Genomic DNA, 16,328 nt, shown 5'->3' on the forward strand with positions numbered 1-16,328 from the left:
GTGCGAGATTGCCACAATGCGCCCATCTGCGGAAAAGGGGCGAGAAGTCCCTCTCCTGCCTGACAGGAGCAGGAAGGAATCAGGCGTTGGCGGCGGCCACCGCGCGCTTAGCCATGACCGCGACCAGATTGGCACGGTAGTCGGCGGAAGCGTGGATATCGCTCATCAGCTTGGTCGCCGGCACCTTGACGCCGTCGAGCGCCGAAGCCACGAAGTCCTTCGCGAGCGCGGCCTCGATCTCCTTCGAGCGGAAGACGCCATCGTCGCCGGCCCCGGTCACGGCCACCCTGACGCCGTCCTCACCCTTGGCCACGAACACGCCGACAATGGCGTAGCGGGAGGCCGGATTGCGGAATTTTTTATAGGCTGCCTTTGCCGGCGCGGTGAAGGTGACGGCCGTGAGGATTTCGCCGTCCTCCAGCGCCGTCTCGAACAGGCCCACGAAGAACTTGTCGGCCGCGATCTGGCGCGTGTTGGTAATGATGGTGGCATTTAGCGCCAGCATGGCCGCTGGATAATCGGCCGCCGGGTCGTTGTTGGCGATCGAGCCGCCGATCGTGCCCCTATAGCGTACTGCCGGATCGCCGATCAGCGATGCCAGATGCGCGAGCGCCGGGCAGGCGTGTTTCAACTTGTCGTCGCTGGCAACATCGAAATGCGTGGTGGCGGCGCCGATCGTGACCGTCCTGCCGGACACTGTCACGCCTTGCAACTCCTTGATCCGCGACAGGTCGACGACATCGGAAGGGGCCGCCAGCCGCGTCTTCATGGCCGGGATCAGGGTCATGCCGCCCGACAGCAACTTGGCGTCGCCGCCCGTGACGAGCTTCGCGGCATCGGCGACTGAGGCGGCGCGGTGGTAATTGACTGCGTACATTTGGAGGCTCTCCCTGGTGAAGAGTGGATAGTCAGTAGTCAGTAGTGATTAGTGAGTAGCATTGGTCGGTAATTTGGTGAATAGCGGGTGATCAATTGCCGCGGCAACCGCGTTTTTGTTCACTACTCACTATTCACTACTCACTCTCCTTTCAGTGCTTCGCCGCCGCACGGATCGCGGCCCACACCGTAGACGGCGAAGCCGGCATGGCGATGTCAGAGATTCCTATGGCGTCGGTGATGGCGTTGATCACCGCCGGCGGCGAGCCGATAGCGCCGGCCTCGCCGCAGCCCTTGATGCCGAGCGGATTGCCCGGACACGGCGTGTTCGAGGTCGAGACCTTGAACGAAGGCAGGTCATCCGCGCGCGGCATGGTGTAGTCCATGTAGCTCGCTGTCAGAAGCTGGCCGTCGGCATCATAGTGGGCGCCTTCGAGCAGTGCCTGGCCGATGCCCTGCGCGATGCCGCCATGCACCTGGCCCTCGACGATCATCGGGTTGATGATGTTGCCGAAATCGTCGGCCGCGACGAACTGGATAATCTCGGTCGTTCCGGTCTCCGGATCGATCTCGACCTCGCAGATGTAGCAGCCGGCCGGAAAGGTGAAATTGGACGGGTCGTAAAACGCCGTCTCCTTCAATCCCGGCTCCATGCCACCGGGCAAATTATGAGCGGTATAGGCCGCCAGCGCCATCTGGAACCACGGCACGTTTTTGTCGGTGCCGGCGACCTTCAGCGCGCCGTTCTCGATGACGATGTCGCCCTCGTCGGCCTCGAGCAGGTGCGCCGCGATCTTCTTGGCCTTGGCCTCGACCTTGTCCAGCGCCTTGGCAATCGCCGACATTCCGACCGCGCCCGAGCGCGAGCCGTAGGTACCCATACCCATCTGCACCTTGTCAGTGTCGCCATGGACGATCGAGACGCTGTCGATCGGCACCCCAAACCGTTCGTTGACCAGTTGCGCGAAGGTCGTCTCATGGCCCTGGCCATGGCTGTGCGAGCCGGTCAGCACCTCGATGGTGCCGGCGGCATTGACGCGCACCTCGGCCGATTCCCAAAGGCCGACGCCCGCGCCGAGCGAGCCCACCGCGGCCGACGGCGCCAGGCCGCATGCTTCGATGTAGCAGCTCATGCCGATGCCGCGCAGCTTGCCGTTCCTGGCGGCCTCCGCCTTGCGCCCGGCAAAGCCGGCATAGTCGGCGGCCTCCATGGCCGCGTCGAGCGAGGCGCCATAGTCACCGGCGTCATAGTTCATGATGACCGGCGTCTGGTGCGGAAACGTGGTGATGAAGTTGGTTCGCCGAAGCTCCGCCGGCGACACGCCGAGTTCCCGCGCCGCGGTCTCCATCGTGCGCTCGATGAGATAGGTGGCTTCCGGCCGCCCTGCCCCGCGATAAGCATCGACGGGTGCCGTGTTGGTATAGACCGTTCGGACATTGGCGTGGATCGCCGGGATATTGTATTGACCCGACAGCAGCGTCGCGTAGAGATAGGTCGGCACGCAGGACGAGAACAACGACATGTAGGCACCGAGATTGGCCAACGTGTCGACCTTGAGACCGGTGATCCTGTTGTTCTTGTCGAAGGCCATTTCCACTGTCGAGACATGATCGCGGCCATGTGCGTCGGAGAGGAAGCTTTCGGTGCGGTCGGCCACCCACTTCACCGGCACGCCGGTTTTCTTGGACGCCCACAGGCAGACGATCTCTTCCGGATAGATATAGATCTTGGAGCCGAAGCCGCCGCCGACATCGGGCGCGATGACGCGCAATTTGTTTTCCGGCGCGATGTTATAGAAGGCGCTCATCACCAGCCGCGCGACATGCGGGTTCTGCGAGGTCGTCCAGCAGGTATAGTGGTCTTCCGCTCTGTCATAGTGGCCCAGCGCTGCCCGCGGCTCCATGGCGTTGGGCACCAGCCGGTTGTTGACGATTTTCATGCGGGTGACGTGGGAAGCCGCGGTGATCGCCGCGTCGGTCGCCTTGGCGTCGCCGATCTCCCAGTCGAAGATCAGGTTGTTTTCGGCTTCCGGATGGAGTTGCGGAGCGCCCTTTTCGAGCGCCTTCGTCGCATCCACCACCGCCTCGAGTTCATTGTAGGTGATCTCGACCGCTTCGGCGGCGTCGCGCGCCTGGCCCTTGGTGTCGGCGACCACGACGACGACCGCATCGCCGACATAGCGAACCTTGTCGACCGCCAGCGGCGACCAGGCTCCCATCTTCATCGGGGAGCCGTCCTTGGAATGGATCATCCAGCCGCAGATGAGATTGCCGATGCCATCGGCCTTCAGCTCCTTGCCGGTCAGCACGCCGATAACACCCGGCATGGCTTGAGCTTTGTCGACGTCGATCTTCACGATCTGGGCATGCGCGTGCGGGCTGCGCACGAAGGCCGCATGCTTCATGCCGGGCACCACCATGTCGTCGACATAGCGGCCGGCACCAGTGATGAACCGCTTGTCTTCCTTGCGCGCCACGCGAGCGCCAACACCTTCAATGCCCATCAGAAATTCCTCCCGAAATAGTGAGTAGGAAGTAGTGAGTGGTGGAGATCGGCGCCGGTTCGTACCGACTACTCACTACTCAACTTTTCTCACGCCGCTTGCCTGACCTTGCCGCTCATCCCCTCCGATGCGGCGAGGATCGCCTTGACGATGTTGTGGTAGCCGGTGCAGCGACAGATGTTGCCCTCGAGCTCTGCGCGCACCGTCGCTTCGTCGAGGCCTTCGGGGTGGCGCTTGATCATGTCGGTCGCCGTCATGATCATGCCCGGCGTGCAGAAGCCGCATTGCAGTCCGTGATGCTCCTTGAACGCCGTCTGCACGGGATGCAGGTCGGCACCATTGGCAAGCCCCTCGATCGTCACCACGCTCGATCCGGACGCCTGCACCGCGAGCATCGTGCAGGATTTCACCGCCTTGCCGTCGACATGGACGACGCAGGCGCCGCATTGCGAGGTGTCGCAACCGACATGGGTACCGGTGAGACCGAGATTCTCCCGCAAGAAGTGAACCAGCAGCGTCCGGTCCTCGGCCGCACCGCGGACCTGTTTTCCGTTCACCATCAACGAAACGTCCGACATGAATCCTCCCTGGGTATCACCTTGGTCATCACGCTGCCGACGCGGTGTTGGCTTCGGCCATGCGTTATTCGTACACCGCACAAGCCGTAAAAAACAGCGCAGCGCAAAGCCGGATCATTGTACTTTCGGCCATGGCAGGGCGAAACACGCATTGCCCTCGCCCCATTGCCAAAATGCCGATTGGCGGCAACAATGGCTTTCGACGTTGGCGCGCAAGAAGCACATAAACAGCCGCGCACAGGCAGCGTCGGAGGAAATGCGGGAGAACGTCGCTGACCGTTTCACGGACGCGCTACGCATGCGGTTTGTCGGCGCTGACCACGGACGAGCCCGACCCGGACGTCTTCGCACGCGCGGTGGCGGCGGAGGCGGCCGCCATCGAGGCCGGCTTCGCCCTGTTGTTCTTTTCCCAGCGCCTTGTCGAGGCCGGCGCCCTTTCGCGCGCAATCGCGGCCCATGCGCCGGCGCTACACTACGCCGGCTGCTCGACCGCCGGCGAAATCACGCCGCAGGGCCTCGAGGAGGGCCATATCCTCGCCATGCTGCTCCCTTCGGCGTCGTTTACCGCGGTCAGCACCACGGTCGACAACCTGTCGTCATCGGGCTTGGACAGGGTCACTGGTGATGTCGAGGATCTGCGACGCACGCTGCATGGGCGCATCGGCGGCGAGCGGGCTGGGAACACCTTCGCGCTCTGTTTCATCGACGGACTGTCCTATGCCGAGGAAGCTGTGAGTTCAGCCATCCATTGGGGCCTCGACGACATTCCGCTGCTCGGCGGTTCCGCCGGTGACGACCTGAAATTCGAGACGACGAGCCTGATCTCCAACGGCAAGGTCACCTCCGACAGCGCCATCATCGTGCTGGTCGCCACGGAAATCCCTTTCCATGTCTTCAAGACCGACAATTTCGTTCCCACCGACGAAAAGCTGGTGGTCACCGCGTCCGATCCCGATCACCGCATCGTGCGCGAGTTCAATGCCACCAATGCGGCCGAGGAATATGCCGCTTCGGTCGGCATCGTCGCGCAGACGCTGACACCGCTGAGCTTCGCCTCGCATCCGGTGGTGGTGAAGGTAGGCGGTGAATATTACTGCCGCTCCATCCAGAAGATGCATGCGGACGGCTCGCTGTCGTTCTTCTGCGCCATCGACGATGGTGTCGTGCTGTCGATCGCCCAACCCAAGGACATGGTGGAATCGACCCGCGCGGCTCTGCTCGACGTCGAGGCGAGGCTTGGCGGCATCGACATGATCATCGGCTTCGACTGTGTCCTGCGCCGGCTGGATGCGCGCAACCGCCAGGTCTTTCGCGAGATTTCCGAACTCTACCGGGTCAACAACGTCATCGGCTTCGGCACCTATGGCGAACAATACCGGTCGATGCATCTCAACCAGACCTTCACCGGCATCGCCTTCGGCGAGCGCCCGGCCGCCGAGTGAGCGCTGCCGTGCCCCTCAAGGACATAGACGATCCCGACAGGCTGAAGAAGATCAACGCTGCGCTGGTCAGCCGCGTCGAGCGCTCGATGGACCAGCAAGGCAACGCCTTCTCGCTGTTCCAGACCGCGATCTCACTGGAAAGCAGGGTACGCGCCCGCACCGAGGAACTGCACTCGACCTTGCGGCGGCTGGAACAATCGAACATCGACCTCAGCGCCGCCAAGGAAAATGCCGAGCAGGCGAACCTGTCCAAGACCCGCTTTCTCGCGGCGGCCAGCCACGACGTGCTGCAGCCGTTGAATGCGGCGCATCTGTCCGTCTCCGCCCTTGCCGAAGTGCAGACCAGCGACGAGGGCCGGAAACTGGTACGGCAGGTCGAGCGCTCGCTGGAGACGATGGAGGACCTGCTGCGCACGCTGCTCGACATCTCCAAGCTCGATGCGGGTGTGGTCCAGCCCGACATTGGCGACGTCAGCCTGGAGGCGCTGTTCTCGTCGCTGCGGTCGGATTTCCAGCCTGTGGCCGAACTGAAGGGCCTGTCGCTGAAATTCCGCGCCGTCAACGCCGTGGTTCGCTCCGATCGCACGCTGCTGCGCCGCATCCTGCAGAACATCCTCTCCAATGCGCTGGGCTACACCCGCTCGGGCGGTGTCCTTGTCGGCACCAGGCACCGCGGCGATGCCATCCGCATCGATGTCGCCGACACCGGCTGCGGCATTCCCGACGACCAGCGCGAGGCGGTGTTCGAGGAATTTCATCGCGGCATCATGCCTGCCAATGCCGAACTCGCCGGCGGCGGCCTCGGCCTCGGGCTGGCCATCGTGCGGCGCATCGCCGGCGCGCTCGGCCATCCCGTGACGTTTTCCTCGAAGGTCGGTCGCGGCACGATTTTTCACATCGATGTCCCCGTCGGCATCGGTGCCACGGCGGACGCCGTCGCCAGCGCTGCAAGCCTGGAGCGGCCGCGCGGCTATGGCTTGTTCGGCACCAAGGTTCTGCTGGTCGAGAACGATGTCGAGGTGCTGCAGGCGATGACCTCGTTGCTCGAACGCTGGCAATGCCTGGTGCGCGCCGCGACCTCGACCGACGACGCGCTCGACATGCTCGGCGACACGGACTGGGTGCCCGACATCGTCATAGCCGACCAGCATCTCGACGGCGGCGATCTCGGCACCGCCACCATATCGAAGGTCCGCCGCTATCTCGGCCGCGCGGTGCCGGCGCTGATCGTCACCGCCGACAGTTCCGAAGCCGTCGCCAAGGCGGCGCGGGCCGGCGGCATCGAGTTGATGCGCAAGCCGCTCAAGCCCGCGCAACTAAGGGCGCTGCTGGCACATCTGCTGGCTTAGACCTGCCCCTCAAAACCCCGCCTGATCCCTGAAAAGCTCCGCATTATCAAGCTTCGAAACCTCGATCACCGCTTGCGTGCGGCTGTAGACGTTGAGCTTGCGCAGGATCTCCGAGACGTGCGCCTTGACTGTGGTCTCGCCCACTTGCAGCTCATAGGCGATCTGCTTGTTGAGCAGGCCCTGGCGTAGCATCTGCAACACGCGCAACTGCTGCGGCGTCAATGTCGAAAGGCGCTGCACCATGTCGGCGCGGTCGGTGCTGTCGGCGTCGGGCGGGCGGCCCTCATAAGTTTCCGGAACATAGATGGCACCTTCCATCACCGAGCGTATGGCGTTGGCCAGATCGCTCTTGCGCGCCGATTTCGGGATGAAGCCGGCAGCACCGTAGGACAGCGCCTCGGAGATGATCTTGGGCTCCTCGTAACCGGATACTATGACCACGGGCAGGCGCGGATAGCGGGTCCGAAGCTGCAGCAACCCCTCGAAGCCGTGCACCCCGGGCATGCTGAGATCGAGCAGGGCAAGGTCGAACGGCTTTGTCCCGGCCAGCAGGTCGAGTGCCTCGGCGATCGAGCGCGCCTCCACCGTGTCGACCTCCGGGTAGGCCATCTGCACGGCGCTGTGCAGCGCCTCGCGAAACAGCGGATGATCGTCGATGATCAGGAACCGGGCGCTGTCAGTGGCTGCTGTCATGTGGCTCGTTTCGGTTTGCCGCCCGCAGTATAATCCCGCGACCATGGCCGACTTATTGGCAAATAGTCTATCCCAGCGGACGATGCATCGCCCCGAAAGTGATGGAAACTCCGGATTCCTTATACGGCCGGCCGGCCAATGCTTTATGAAAAGCGACGCCTTGCCCGGCCTCTCAATTCGGCCGAAGGTGCCCGCGGCCCGACATCCAACTGCAGAGACAGACCATGACCGCCTTTGTCCTCCCCGCTCCGCCAACGCCCTCGGTCGCGGTGGCCGGCTCGAACGAGCGATTTGCGGTGCGCCGCATCTTCTGCGTCGGGCGCAACTACGCCGCGCATATCAGGGAGTTCGGCAATGACGAGCGCGATCCACCCTTCTTCTTCACCAAGCCCGCCGATGCGGTGGCAGACTCCGGCGCTACGATCCCCTACCCGCCGCTGACGACCAACCTGCACCATGAGATCGAACTGGTGGTCGCGATCGGCAAGTCGGGCTTCCGCATCCCGCGCGCCCAGGCGCTGGATCATGTCTGGGGCTATGCCGTCGGCATCGACCTCACCCGCCGCGATCTCCAGGACGAAGCCAAGAAAGCGGCGCGGCCATGGGACTGGTCGAAGGCTTTCGACCGCTCCGCGCCGTGCGGTCCTCTGGTTCCCGCGCAAAAATCCGGCCATCCGAACCAGGGCCGTATCTGGCTGGCTGTCGACGGCAAGATCCGGCAGGACGCCGACCTCGCCGAGTTGATCTGGCCGATCTCCGACATCGTCTCGATCTGCAGCGAAGGCATGGAATTGCAGCCAGGCGACCTCATCTTCACCGGCACGCCGGCCGGCGTCGGCGCGGTCAACCCCGGGGAGACGATGACCGGCGGCGTCGACGGCATCGGCACGATCGAAGTGACCATCGGCCAACCAAATCGGTGAATGCATGAGCGACATCGTCCTTCACAACTACTACCGCTCCTCCACCTCCTACAGGGTGCGGATTGCGCTGGAGATGAAGGGGCTGACCTATGACTACGTGCCGCATCACCTGCGCCATGGCGAGCATCTCGAACCGGCCTATCTCGCGGTCAACCCGCAGGGCCTGGTGCCGGCGCTGATCCTGGGCGACGGCACCCTGCTGACGCAATCGCTGGCGATCATCGAATTTCTCGACGAGACGACGCCCGAACCGCCTCTGCTGCCGAAGGACGCAGTTGGGCGCGCCCGCGTCAGGATGCTGGCGCAGATGATTGCCTGCGATATCCATCCGGTGAATAATTTGCGTATCCTGACCGCGCTGCGAACCCTGTTCGGCGCCGGCGACGAGGATGTCGCCAACTGGTTCCGGCACTGGGTCAAAGAGGGTTTCAAGCCACTCGAAGACCTGTTGATGGCTTCGCCCGAGACCGGCACCTTCTGCCACGGCGACACGCCGGGGCTGGCCGATATCTGCCTGGCGGCACAAGTCACCAGCAATGCCCGTTTCGGCGTCGATATGGCGCCCTACCCGACGATCTCGCGCATCAATGCCGCTTGCATGGCCCTGCCGGCCTTCCAGAACGCCGCGCCGCAAAACCAGATCGATGCCGAGTAACCTTCATTCGGCGACGCGCAGCGTCGCCATCGGCGTATGCCCAAACGGCCGACTTGTCTGGCGGAATCGATTTCCGCTTGACCGGCCAGGGAATCGGCTATCGTTTCCCGAAGTGCGCGCAAGGTGGAGTTGCCGATGAAAGCCGTCGTCTTCGAAAAATTCGGCGAGGCGCCGACGATCCAGACCGTTCCCGATCCGAAGCCGGCGCCGGACGGCGTCGTCATCAAGGTCGAGGCGACAGGCCTGTGCCGCAGCGATTGGCACGGCTGGATGGGCCATGACGCCGATATCCGCTTGCCGCATGTCCCCGGTCACGAGCTGGCCGGCGTCGTGGTAGCCGCCGGCAAGCAGGTGACCCGCTGGAAGGCTGGCGAGCGCGTCACCGTCCCGTTCGCCGTCGGCTGCGGCCATTGTTTCGAATGCACGTCCGGCAATCACCAGGTCTGCGAGCACCAGTCCCAGCCGGGCTTCAACGCCTGGGGCTCGTTCGCCGAATATGTCGCCATCGAGCACGCCGACACCAACCTCGTGCGCCTGCCCGACGAGATGGAATTCGCCACTGCCGCCAGCCTCGGCTGTCGCTTCGTCACCTCGTTCCGCGCCATCGTCGACCAGGGCCGGGTGAGGCCGGGCGAATGGGTGGCGGTGCATGGCTGCGGCGGCGTCGGCCTGTCGGCGATCATGATCGCCAGCGCCATGGGTGCCAATGTCATCGCCATCGACCTCACCGAAGAGAAGCTGGACTTTGCCAGGAAGATCGGCGCGGTGGCGACCATCAACGCGGCGACGACCCCGAACGTCGTCAAGGCGGTCAAGCAGATCACCAATGGCGGCGTGCATATGTCCATGGATGCACTCGGTCATCCCACGACCTCGTTCAATTCGATCGCCAATCTGCGCCGGCGCGGCCGCCATGTGCAGGTCGGCCTGATGCTGGGCGATCACGCCCGCCCGCAGGTTCCGATGGACAAGGTGATCGCGTTCGAGCTCGAAATCCTCGGCAGCCACGGCATGCAGGCCTACCGCTACCCCGCGATGATGGAGATGATCCGCACCGGCAAGCTGAAACCCGAGCTTCTGGTCGGCAAGAAGATCAGCCTTGAGGAAGCGCCGGCTGCACTGATGGCGATGGGCGGCTTCGAAGGCATCGGCATCGGTGTGGTGACGAAGTTTTAGCCAGCGGCGCCGGTTGCGGGCCGTGGCAAATCCCGCCTGGCAAACTTTTTGGCGCCGAATACGCACAGCACCACGCCGAGCGTGATGACGACCATCAGGGGGCTGACCTGTTCATGCAGCAGGGACGCCGCCAGGGCGAGGCCAAAGAAGGGCTGCAGCAGTTGCAACTGCCCCACGGCGGCGATGCCGCCTTGCGCGAGGCCGCGATACCAGAACACGAAGCCGATCAGCATGCTGAACAGCGAGACATAGGCAAGCCCGATCCATGCATTGGTCCCGACCGTGGCGAAGGACGGTGGCAAGGTGACCAGGGTCACCACCAGCATGACCGGCAGTGACAGCACCAGCGCCCAGCAGATCACCTGCCAACCGCCCAGCCTGCGCGACAGCGCGGCGCCTTCTGCGTAGCCCAGGCCGCAAACGACGATTGCGGCGAGCATCAGTGCATCGCCAACCGGCGAGGCCGTCACGCCTTGCGCAAGGGCAAACCCGCCCACCAGCGCGCTGCCGAGGCATGAGAACAGCCAGAAGGCCGGTCTCGGCCTCTCGCCCCCGCGCAGCACGCCGAAGATCGCGGTCGCCAGCGGCAGCAGGCCGACGAAGATGATGGAATGAGCAGAGGTGACATGCTTCAGCGCCAAGGCTGTCAGCAAGGGAAAGCCGACCACCACACCCAACGCGACGATGACAAGCGACATCAGGTCATGACGCTCCGGGCGCTTCTCGCGGAAGACGAGCAGCAGCGCGAGGCCAAGCAAAGCTGCTATCACCGCGCGCGCCGACGTCAGGAATGTCGGATCGAGATCCATCACCGCCACGCGCGTTGCCGGCAAGGAGCCGCTGAAAATCAACACGCCGATGAATCCGCTCACCCAGCCGCTCGTCGTCTTGTCCATTGCAGGCACTCCATCCGTTGCGCCCTCTATCGGGCCCATACCCATGGCGTCACCAGAGACAATGCAGTACAATTCAACAAAACTGTAATGGTTTGCCGGAAGGTACAGATGAACGTATCAGCGAGATTCGACAACAGCGGAACCCTTGTCGAAGGCGTCATGTCCACCATCCGCCAGCGAATTGCCGCGCGCAGCCTCACGCCCGGCGCCCGATTGCCCTCGATCCGCGCCTTCGCCAAATCCATGCAGGTTTCCAAATCGACAGTGGTCGAGGCCTATGAGCGACTGGCGGCGGAAGGCGCGATCCGTTCCCGGCCAGGCTCCGGCTTCTATGCCGCCGGATCGCTGGCGCCGCTGTCGCTGGCCGAGATCGGCCCCCGACTCGATCGCGCCGTCGATCCGCTCTGGGTTTCGCGGCAGTCGCTGGAAGCGGGCGATGAGATGCTGAAGCCCGGCTGCGGCTGGCTGCCCGCCTCGTGGATGCCGCAGGCAGCGCTACGTCGCGCGCTGCGCAACGTGGCGCGCGCCGATGATGTGGCCCTTGCCGACTACGGCACGCCGCTCGGGCTGCCGCCGCTGCGCCAATTGCTGGCGCGGCGCATGGCCACGCATGGCATCGAGGCTTCCCCCGAACAGGTCATGCTGACGGAATCGGGCACGCAGGCCATCGACCTCCTGTGCCGGTTCCTGCTCGAACCCGGCGATACAGTGCTGGTCGACGATCCCTGCTATTTCAATTTCCACGCACTGTTGCGTGCCCATCAGGCCAAGGTCGTCAGCGTCCCCTATACGCCATCGGGACCGGATATCGACTTGTTCGCGCAGGCGCTGGCCGAGCATCGGCCGCGCCTCTACATCACCAACTCCGCCATCCACAACCCGACCGGCGCGATCCTGTCGCCGGTCACCGCGCACCGGCTGCTCAAGCTCGCCGATCAATCGGACCTGACCATCGTCGAGGACGACATCTTCGCCGATTTCGAACACACTCCTGCCCCGAGGCTTGCGGCTTTCGACGGTCTCGAACGTGTCGTCCATATCGGCAGTTTCTCCAAGACGCTTTCGGCCTCGATACGCTGCGGGTTCATCGCCGCGCCCCGTGACTGGATGGAAGGGCTGGCCGACCTCAAGATCGCCACCACTTTCGGCGGCGGGCGGCTCGCGGCCGAATTGGTGCTGACCCTGCTCAGGGATGGCAGCTATCGCAAGCATATGGACCTGCTGCGCGCCCGGCTCTCACGTGCCATGATCGAGACAAGCGCTCGGCTGAAGGCGATCGGGATCACGCCCTGGATCGAGCAGCCTGCCGGTCTGTTCCTCTGGTGCAGCCTGCCGGATGCAGTGGACGCAGCCGAGACTGCCCGCCGCGCGCTTGCGGCCAATGTCGTGCTGGCGCCCGGGAACGCGTTCAGCCTGTCGCGATCAGCCAGCCGATTCCTGCGCTTCAACGTTGCGCAATGCGAAGACGAGCGGATTTTCAAGGTGCTGGAGGCAGCCATGCCGCGTTGACGGCCGGGGCGCGGCTTGCGCGATCAGGACTTCACGCAAATCTCGCGCACACAACTCCGCAGCCAGCGCTGCGCCGGATCGGCATCGAGCCGCGGATGCCAGAGCATGGAAATGGTGACCGCCGGAATGTCGACCGGCAGGGAAAAAGTCTGCATGCCGGCGCGCGCGCCTTGCGTATGCCGCTCGGGCACGCTGGCGATCAGTTCCGAGGCGCGCGCCATCGCGAGCGCGGCCGAAAAACCGGAAGTCATGCACACGACCATTCGTTGCAATCCGAGCCGGCTCAAGGCCTCGTCGATCGGCCCCCTTTCGCGGCCCCGCCGCGAAACATTGATGTGGCGGCCGGCCGCATAGCGTTCCGGCGTCATCGCGCCCTGGCCGAGCGGATGGCCACTGCGCACCGCGCAGACGAAACGGTCGCGAAAAAGCGCCTGGATGCGCACCTCCGGCCCGGTCTCGCCGGCCACACCTACTTCCAGGTCGATCGCCGCTTCGCGCAGTGACGCCATGTCCTTGTCCGACTTCGGCGCGAAACGCAGCCGCACGCCCGGCGCATCGGCCTGGATGCGGGCGATCAGGCGCGGCCCGAACTCCTCGACGAAGCTTTCATTGGTGCGCAGCGTGAAGGTCCTCTCCAGGCCCGGCAGATCAAGCAGCCTCGCCGGGCGCAGCAGCGTTTCCGCATCCTGAACCACACGACCGACCTGCTGGCGCAGTTCCTGCGCGCGTGGCGTTGGAACCAGACCGCGACCGGCCCGCACCAGCAGCGGATCTCCCGTCGCCGCGCGCAGGCGCGCCAGCGTGCGGCTCATCGCCGAGGGGCTGAGCCGTAATCGCGTCGCCGCACGCGCCACGCTGCCTTCGTCCAGCAGGACATCGAGGGCGACGAGCAGGTTGAGATCGGGCGGCGACATGGTTCGATCCTAGCACGAAATCCGCTGATGTGGCGTGCAACGCACGAATAGAATGCAAATGCTGCGCGTTCCGCCACATCATACAAACGATTAGATCTTCGAAGCTTCGACCTGAAGCCGACAAAGGGAGATCGCCGTGGCAGTCACTGAGCAACATCGCAACGAGCACGCATCGGTCGCACAGAAAATCCCATCGGCTGGATGGGCGCTGGCGAGCCTGTCGCTGGCCACGCTGCTGTCGTCGCTCGGCACCAGCATCGCCAGCGTCGGCCTTCCCGCGCTGATGCAGGCATTCGATGCCTCGTTCCAACAGGTGCAATGGGTCGTGATTGCCTATCTGCTCGCCATCACCATCCTGATCGTCAGTGCCGGGCGCCTCGCCGACATGCTCGGGCGGCGGCCGCTGCTGCTTTTCGGCATCGCGCTGTTCACATCGGCGTCGGTGCTCTGCGGCCTCTCGCCGGCTTTGTGGCTGCTGATCGCGGCGCGGGCGGTGCAAGGGCTTGGCGCGGCGCTGATGATGGCGCTGACATTGGCCCTTGTCGCCGAGACGGTGAGCAAGGCCAGGACCGGCAGCGCCATGGGCCTGCTCGGCGCCATGTCGGCCATCGGCACCACGCTCGGCCCCTCCATGGGCGGCCTGCTGATCGCCGCTCTCGGCTGGCGTTCGATTTTCCTGGTCAACGTGCCGCTCGGCATCCTGACCTTTGCAATGGCCTGGCGTGCTTTGCCTACCGGCAACCGGACGGTGCGGACCGGCCAAGCCGGCTTCGATGGTTTGGGCACGGGCCTGCTGGCCCTGGCATTGGCGGCTTACGCATTGGCGATGACACTGGGTAGAGGCAGTTTCGGCCCCATCAACATCGGCCTGCTGGTCGCGGCTGGCATCGGCATCTTCCTGTTCGCCACGGCGCAAAGGATGGCGAAAAACCCATTGGTCGAGCTTTCCGCCTTCCGCGATCTCTCACTGAGCACCAGCCTTGCCATGAACCTGATCGTCGCCACGGTGATGATGGCGACCTTGGTGGTCGCGCCGTTCTATCTCTCGCGCGGGCTCGGACTGGACGCGGCAAACGCCGGACTGGTGCTCTCGACAGGCCCGCTGGTTTCGGCGCTGTCGGCGTTGCTTGCCGGACGCCTTGCCGATCGCTTCGGAGCCAAAAGGATGATGGTCGCGGGCCTGCTCGGCCTTGCCACGGGCACGTTCCTCCTGTCCCTGGCGATAACGACACTCGGCATCGTCAGCTATGTCGTCCCCATCACCGTGACCTGCTTCGGCTATGCCCTGTTCCAGACAGCGAACAACGCCGCCGTCATGAGCAGCGTCGGCGGCGGTCAACGCGGCGTCATCTCCGGCCTGCTCAATCTGTCGCGCAACCTTGGCCTCATCACGGGCGCCTCCGTGATGGGCGCCCTATTCGCCGCCGCATCGGCCGGAGGACGTGAAGCCGGCGGCCAAGGCATGCTGACGTCAGCGGCGGCGGCCACCGGAATGCAGGTGACCTTCCAGACGGCAACGGCACTGGCGGTGGCGGCGCTGGCGCTCAGCCTTTTGCCGAGCCGGCGGGCGGAGAATGCCTGACGAAGATCAATTCAGGGGCTTGGGCGAATGCCGCTCAGGCCCCTGCCCGCTTGCGGCGCTCATAGAGCATGACCAGCGTCTCGGCCGTCAGCGCCGGCTTTTCCTCGCCCTCGATCTCGACGGTGTTGGCGGCCTTCATCAGGTATTGGCCCGGCCCCCTGTCCTCCATGGACAGCAGCGTGGTGCGCAGCCGGATGCGTGCGCCCACCTTGACCGGCGCCAGGAAACGCACCTTGTCGAAGCCGTAGTTGAAGGCGGCCTGCGTGTTCTCGGGCACGATTCCCATGCCGAGCGCCAGCGCGCCGATGATCGACAGCGTCAGATAGCCATGGGCGATCGTCGTGCGGAACGGGCTTTGCCGCCGCGCCCGTTCGGGGTCGACATGGATCCATTGATGATCGCCGGTGCATTCGGCGAACTGGTTGATACGGTTCTGGTCGACTGTCGTCCATTCCGAGACGCCAAGCTCCTGCCCGGACATCGTCCTCAACTGCTCGTAGGTCGGCGGCGTCTTAGGCCGTATTTCGGTCATTCCTGTTTTCCCGATAGCTTCCAACGCTTCCGGACCACGAACCGGCGGCCTCTGTCAATTCGCCCTGCATGATTCGGTCCCCTTGGGATCGATGCGAATCCTGGCATCACTCTACGTCAAGCCGTGTTCGCCCGGCCTTGGCATTTGAGGGTACCCATGGTGTAAAGGCATAGCGGCCGATGAAAGAGCATCCGAACAAACTTCGCCTGGCGCAGGGTTGGCAGGCAACCGGTCTTTGTCACGCAAGCTACTTCTTCTCGTAGCCGGCGCGGATTTCCTCCATCGCCTCTTTGATGCGCATGCGCAGGATGTCGACCGATTCGGTGCCGGATTTCCTGACCAGCTCGGCCACTTCGCTGGCATTCTTCAACGTAGTCTCGAAGGATTTCCTGGCGAACTCAGTCTGTTTGGCCATCAGGTCCTGCGGCGTGCCGGGCGCTCTGTAGCCTTGCGTCATGTCGGCAATTTCGCGCAGCGTGTCCTGCAGCATCTCGCGTTGCCTGGAGAACAGCGACGACGCGCCGGCGGCACTTGCCCGCGCCGATTTCTCCAGCGCTTCAAGGTTCTTGCGGTGGTGCGCGAGGATTGCCTCGACATCGACATTGGGCAGTTTCAGATCGCGGCCGAACCGGCCGAACATGTCCGTGAAGGAATGGGAATCCGGTTGTTTGGCCATGCTCATCTGCTCCCCTGTTGCCG

15 protein-coding genes are annotated in these 16,328 nt (G+C 64.2%); 7 read left to right on the forward strand and 8 right to left on the reverse strand.

Annotation, left to right across the window (positions count from 1 at the left end; translation table 11 throughout):
- Positions 1-79: 79 nt before the first annotated feature.
- The 3 genes from FJ940_RS10965 to FJ940_RS10975 form a co-directional block, all read right to left on the reverse strand.
- A complete protein-coding gene (locus tag FJ940_RS10965; RefSeq protein WP_140656514.1) occupies positions 80-877 on the reverse strand; it encodes a xanthine dehydrogenase family protein subunit M in 798 nt (265 codons plus the stop codon).
- Positions 878-1,028: 151 nt separating this feature from the next.
- Entirely contained in the window at positions 1,029-3,380 is a 2,352-nt protein-coding gene (locus tag FJ940_RS10970) for a xanthine dehydrogenase family protein molybdopterin-binding subunit (RefSeq protein WP_140555120.1), read from the reverse strand.
- Between the two features lie 89 nt (positions 3,381-3,469).
- Positions 3,470-3,958, reverse strand: coding sequence for a (2Fe-2S)-binding protein (locus FJ940_RS10975; protein WP_140495727.1), 489 nt, complete (start codon positions 3,956-3,958; stop codon positions 3,470-3,472).
- 305 nt (positions 3,959-4,263) lie between these two features.
- Between FJ940_RS10975 and FJ940_RS10980 the strand changes: the two genes are divergently transcribed.
- Entirely contained in the window at positions 4,264-5,400 is a 1,137-nt protein-coding gene (locus FJ940_RS10980; RefSeq protein WP_140656516.1) for an FIST signal transduction protein, read from the forward strand.
- 8 nt (positions 5,401-5,408) lie between these two features.
- The gene (locus tag FJ940_RS10985; protein ID WP_140495725.1) at positions 5,409-6,749 is read left to right on the forward strand and encodes a hybrid sensor histidine kinase/response regulator; all 1,341 of its coding nucleotides are present in this window, start codon (positions 5,409-5,411) and stop codon (positions 6,747-6,749) included.
- Positions 6,750-6,758: 9 nt separating this feature from the next.
- Here FJ940_RS10985 and FJ940_RS10990 read toward each other — a convergent pair whose 3' ends face one another.
- Positions 6,759-7,442 (reverse strand): response regulator transcription factor, encoded by a 684-nt coding sequence (locus tag FJ940_RS10990; protein ID WP_140495724.1) that lies wholly within the window; start codon positions 7,440-7,442, stop codon positions 6,759-6,761.
- Between the two features lie 224 nt (positions 7,443-7,666).
- Between FJ940_RS10990 and FJ940_RS10995 the strand changes: the two genes are divergently transcribed.
- The 3 genes from FJ940_RS10995 (at position 7,667) to FJ940_RS11005 (ending at position 10,196) form a co-directional block, all read left to right on the forward strand.
- On the forward strand, positions 7,667-8,365 hold the full coding sequence (locus FJ940_RS10995) for a fumarylacetoacetate hydrolase family protein (RefSeq protein ID WP_140656519.1): 699 nt from the start codon (positions 7,667-7,669) through the stop codon (positions 8,363-8,365).
- Positions 8,366-8,369: 4 nt separating this feature from the next.
- Positions 8,370-9,020 carry a maleylacetoacetate isomerase gene (maiA, locus tag FJ940_RS11000; protein ID WP_140495722.1) on the forward strand — a complete coding sequence of 217 codons (651 nt, stop codon included), beginning with the start codon at positions 8,370-8,372 and terminating at the stop codon, positions 9,018-9,020.
- Between the two features lie 135 nt (positions 9,021-9,155).
- Positions 9,156-10,196 (forward strand): zinc-dependent alcohol dehydrogenase family protein, encoded by a 1,041-nt coding sequence (locus FJ940_RS11005; protein ID WP_140517186.1) that lies wholly within the window; start codon positions 9,156-9,158, stop codon positions 10,194-10,196.
- Here FJ940_RS11005 and FJ940_RS11010 read toward each other — a convergent pair.
- The gene (locus tag FJ940_RS11010; RefSeq protein WP_140555108.1) at positions 10,193-11,092 is read right to left on the reverse strand and encodes a DMT family transporter; all 900 of its coding nucleotides are present in this window, start codon (positions 11,090-11,092) and stop codon (positions 10,193-10,195) included. The two genes, FJ940_RS11005 and FJ940_RS11010, sit on opposite strands and share 4 nt — an antisense overlap.
- 108 nt (positions 11,093-11,200) lie before the next feature.
- Between FJ940_RS11010 and FJ940_RS11015 the strand changes: the two genes are divergently transcribed.
- Positions 11,201-12,601 carry a PLP-dependent aminotransferase family protein gene (locus tag FJ940_RS11015; protein ID WP_140517190.1) on the forward strand — a complete coding sequence of 467 codons (1,401 nt, stop codon included), beginning with the start codon at positions 11,201-11,203 and terminating at the stop codon, positions 12,599-12,601.
- 23 nt (positions 12,602-12,624) lie between these two features.
- On the opposite strand, the gene FJ940_RS11020 is transcribed toward FJ940_RS11015, so the two are convergent.
- Entirely contained in the window at positions 12,625-13,515 is an 891-nt protein-coding gene (locus FJ940_RS11020; RefSeq protein ID WP_140517192.1) for a LysR family transcriptional regulator, read from the reverse strand.
- Positions 13,516-13,651: 136 nt separating this feature from the next.
- On the opposite strand from FJ940_RS11020, the gene FJ940_RS11025 reads away from it, so the two are divergent.
- Positions 13,652-15,097, forward strand: coding sequence for an MFS transporter (locus FJ940_RS11025; RefSeq protein WP_140656522.1), 1,446 nt, complete (start codon positions 13,652-13,654; stop codon positions 15,095-15,097).
- A 34-nt stretch (positions 15,098-15,131) separates the two neighbouring features.
- On the opposite strand, the gene FJ940_RS11030 is transcribed toward FJ940_RS11025, so the two are convergent.
- Both FJ940_RS11030 and FJ940_RS11035 read right to left on the reverse strand, forming a co-directional pair.
- Complete coding sequence (locus FJ940_RS11030; RefSeq protein ID WP_140495716.1) at positions 15,132-15,629, reverse strand: MaoC family dehydratase; 498 nt, start codon at positions 15,627-15,629, stop codon at positions 15,132-15,134.
- Between the two features lie 247 nt (positions 15,630-15,876).
- Positions 15,877-16,305: a phasin family protein gene (locus FJ940_RS11035; RefSeq protein WP_140656525.1), complete on the reverse strand. Its 429-nt coding sequence runs from the start codon at positions 16,303-16,305 to the stop codon at positions 15,877-15,879.
- Between the last annotated feature and the right edge of the window lie 23 nt (positions 16,306-16,328).

Source organism: Mesorhizobium sp. B2-3-7, from assembly GCF_006442695.1.
Classification (GTDB): Bacteria; Pseudomonadota; Alphaproteobacteria; order Rhizobiales; family Rhizobiaceae; genus Mesorhizobium.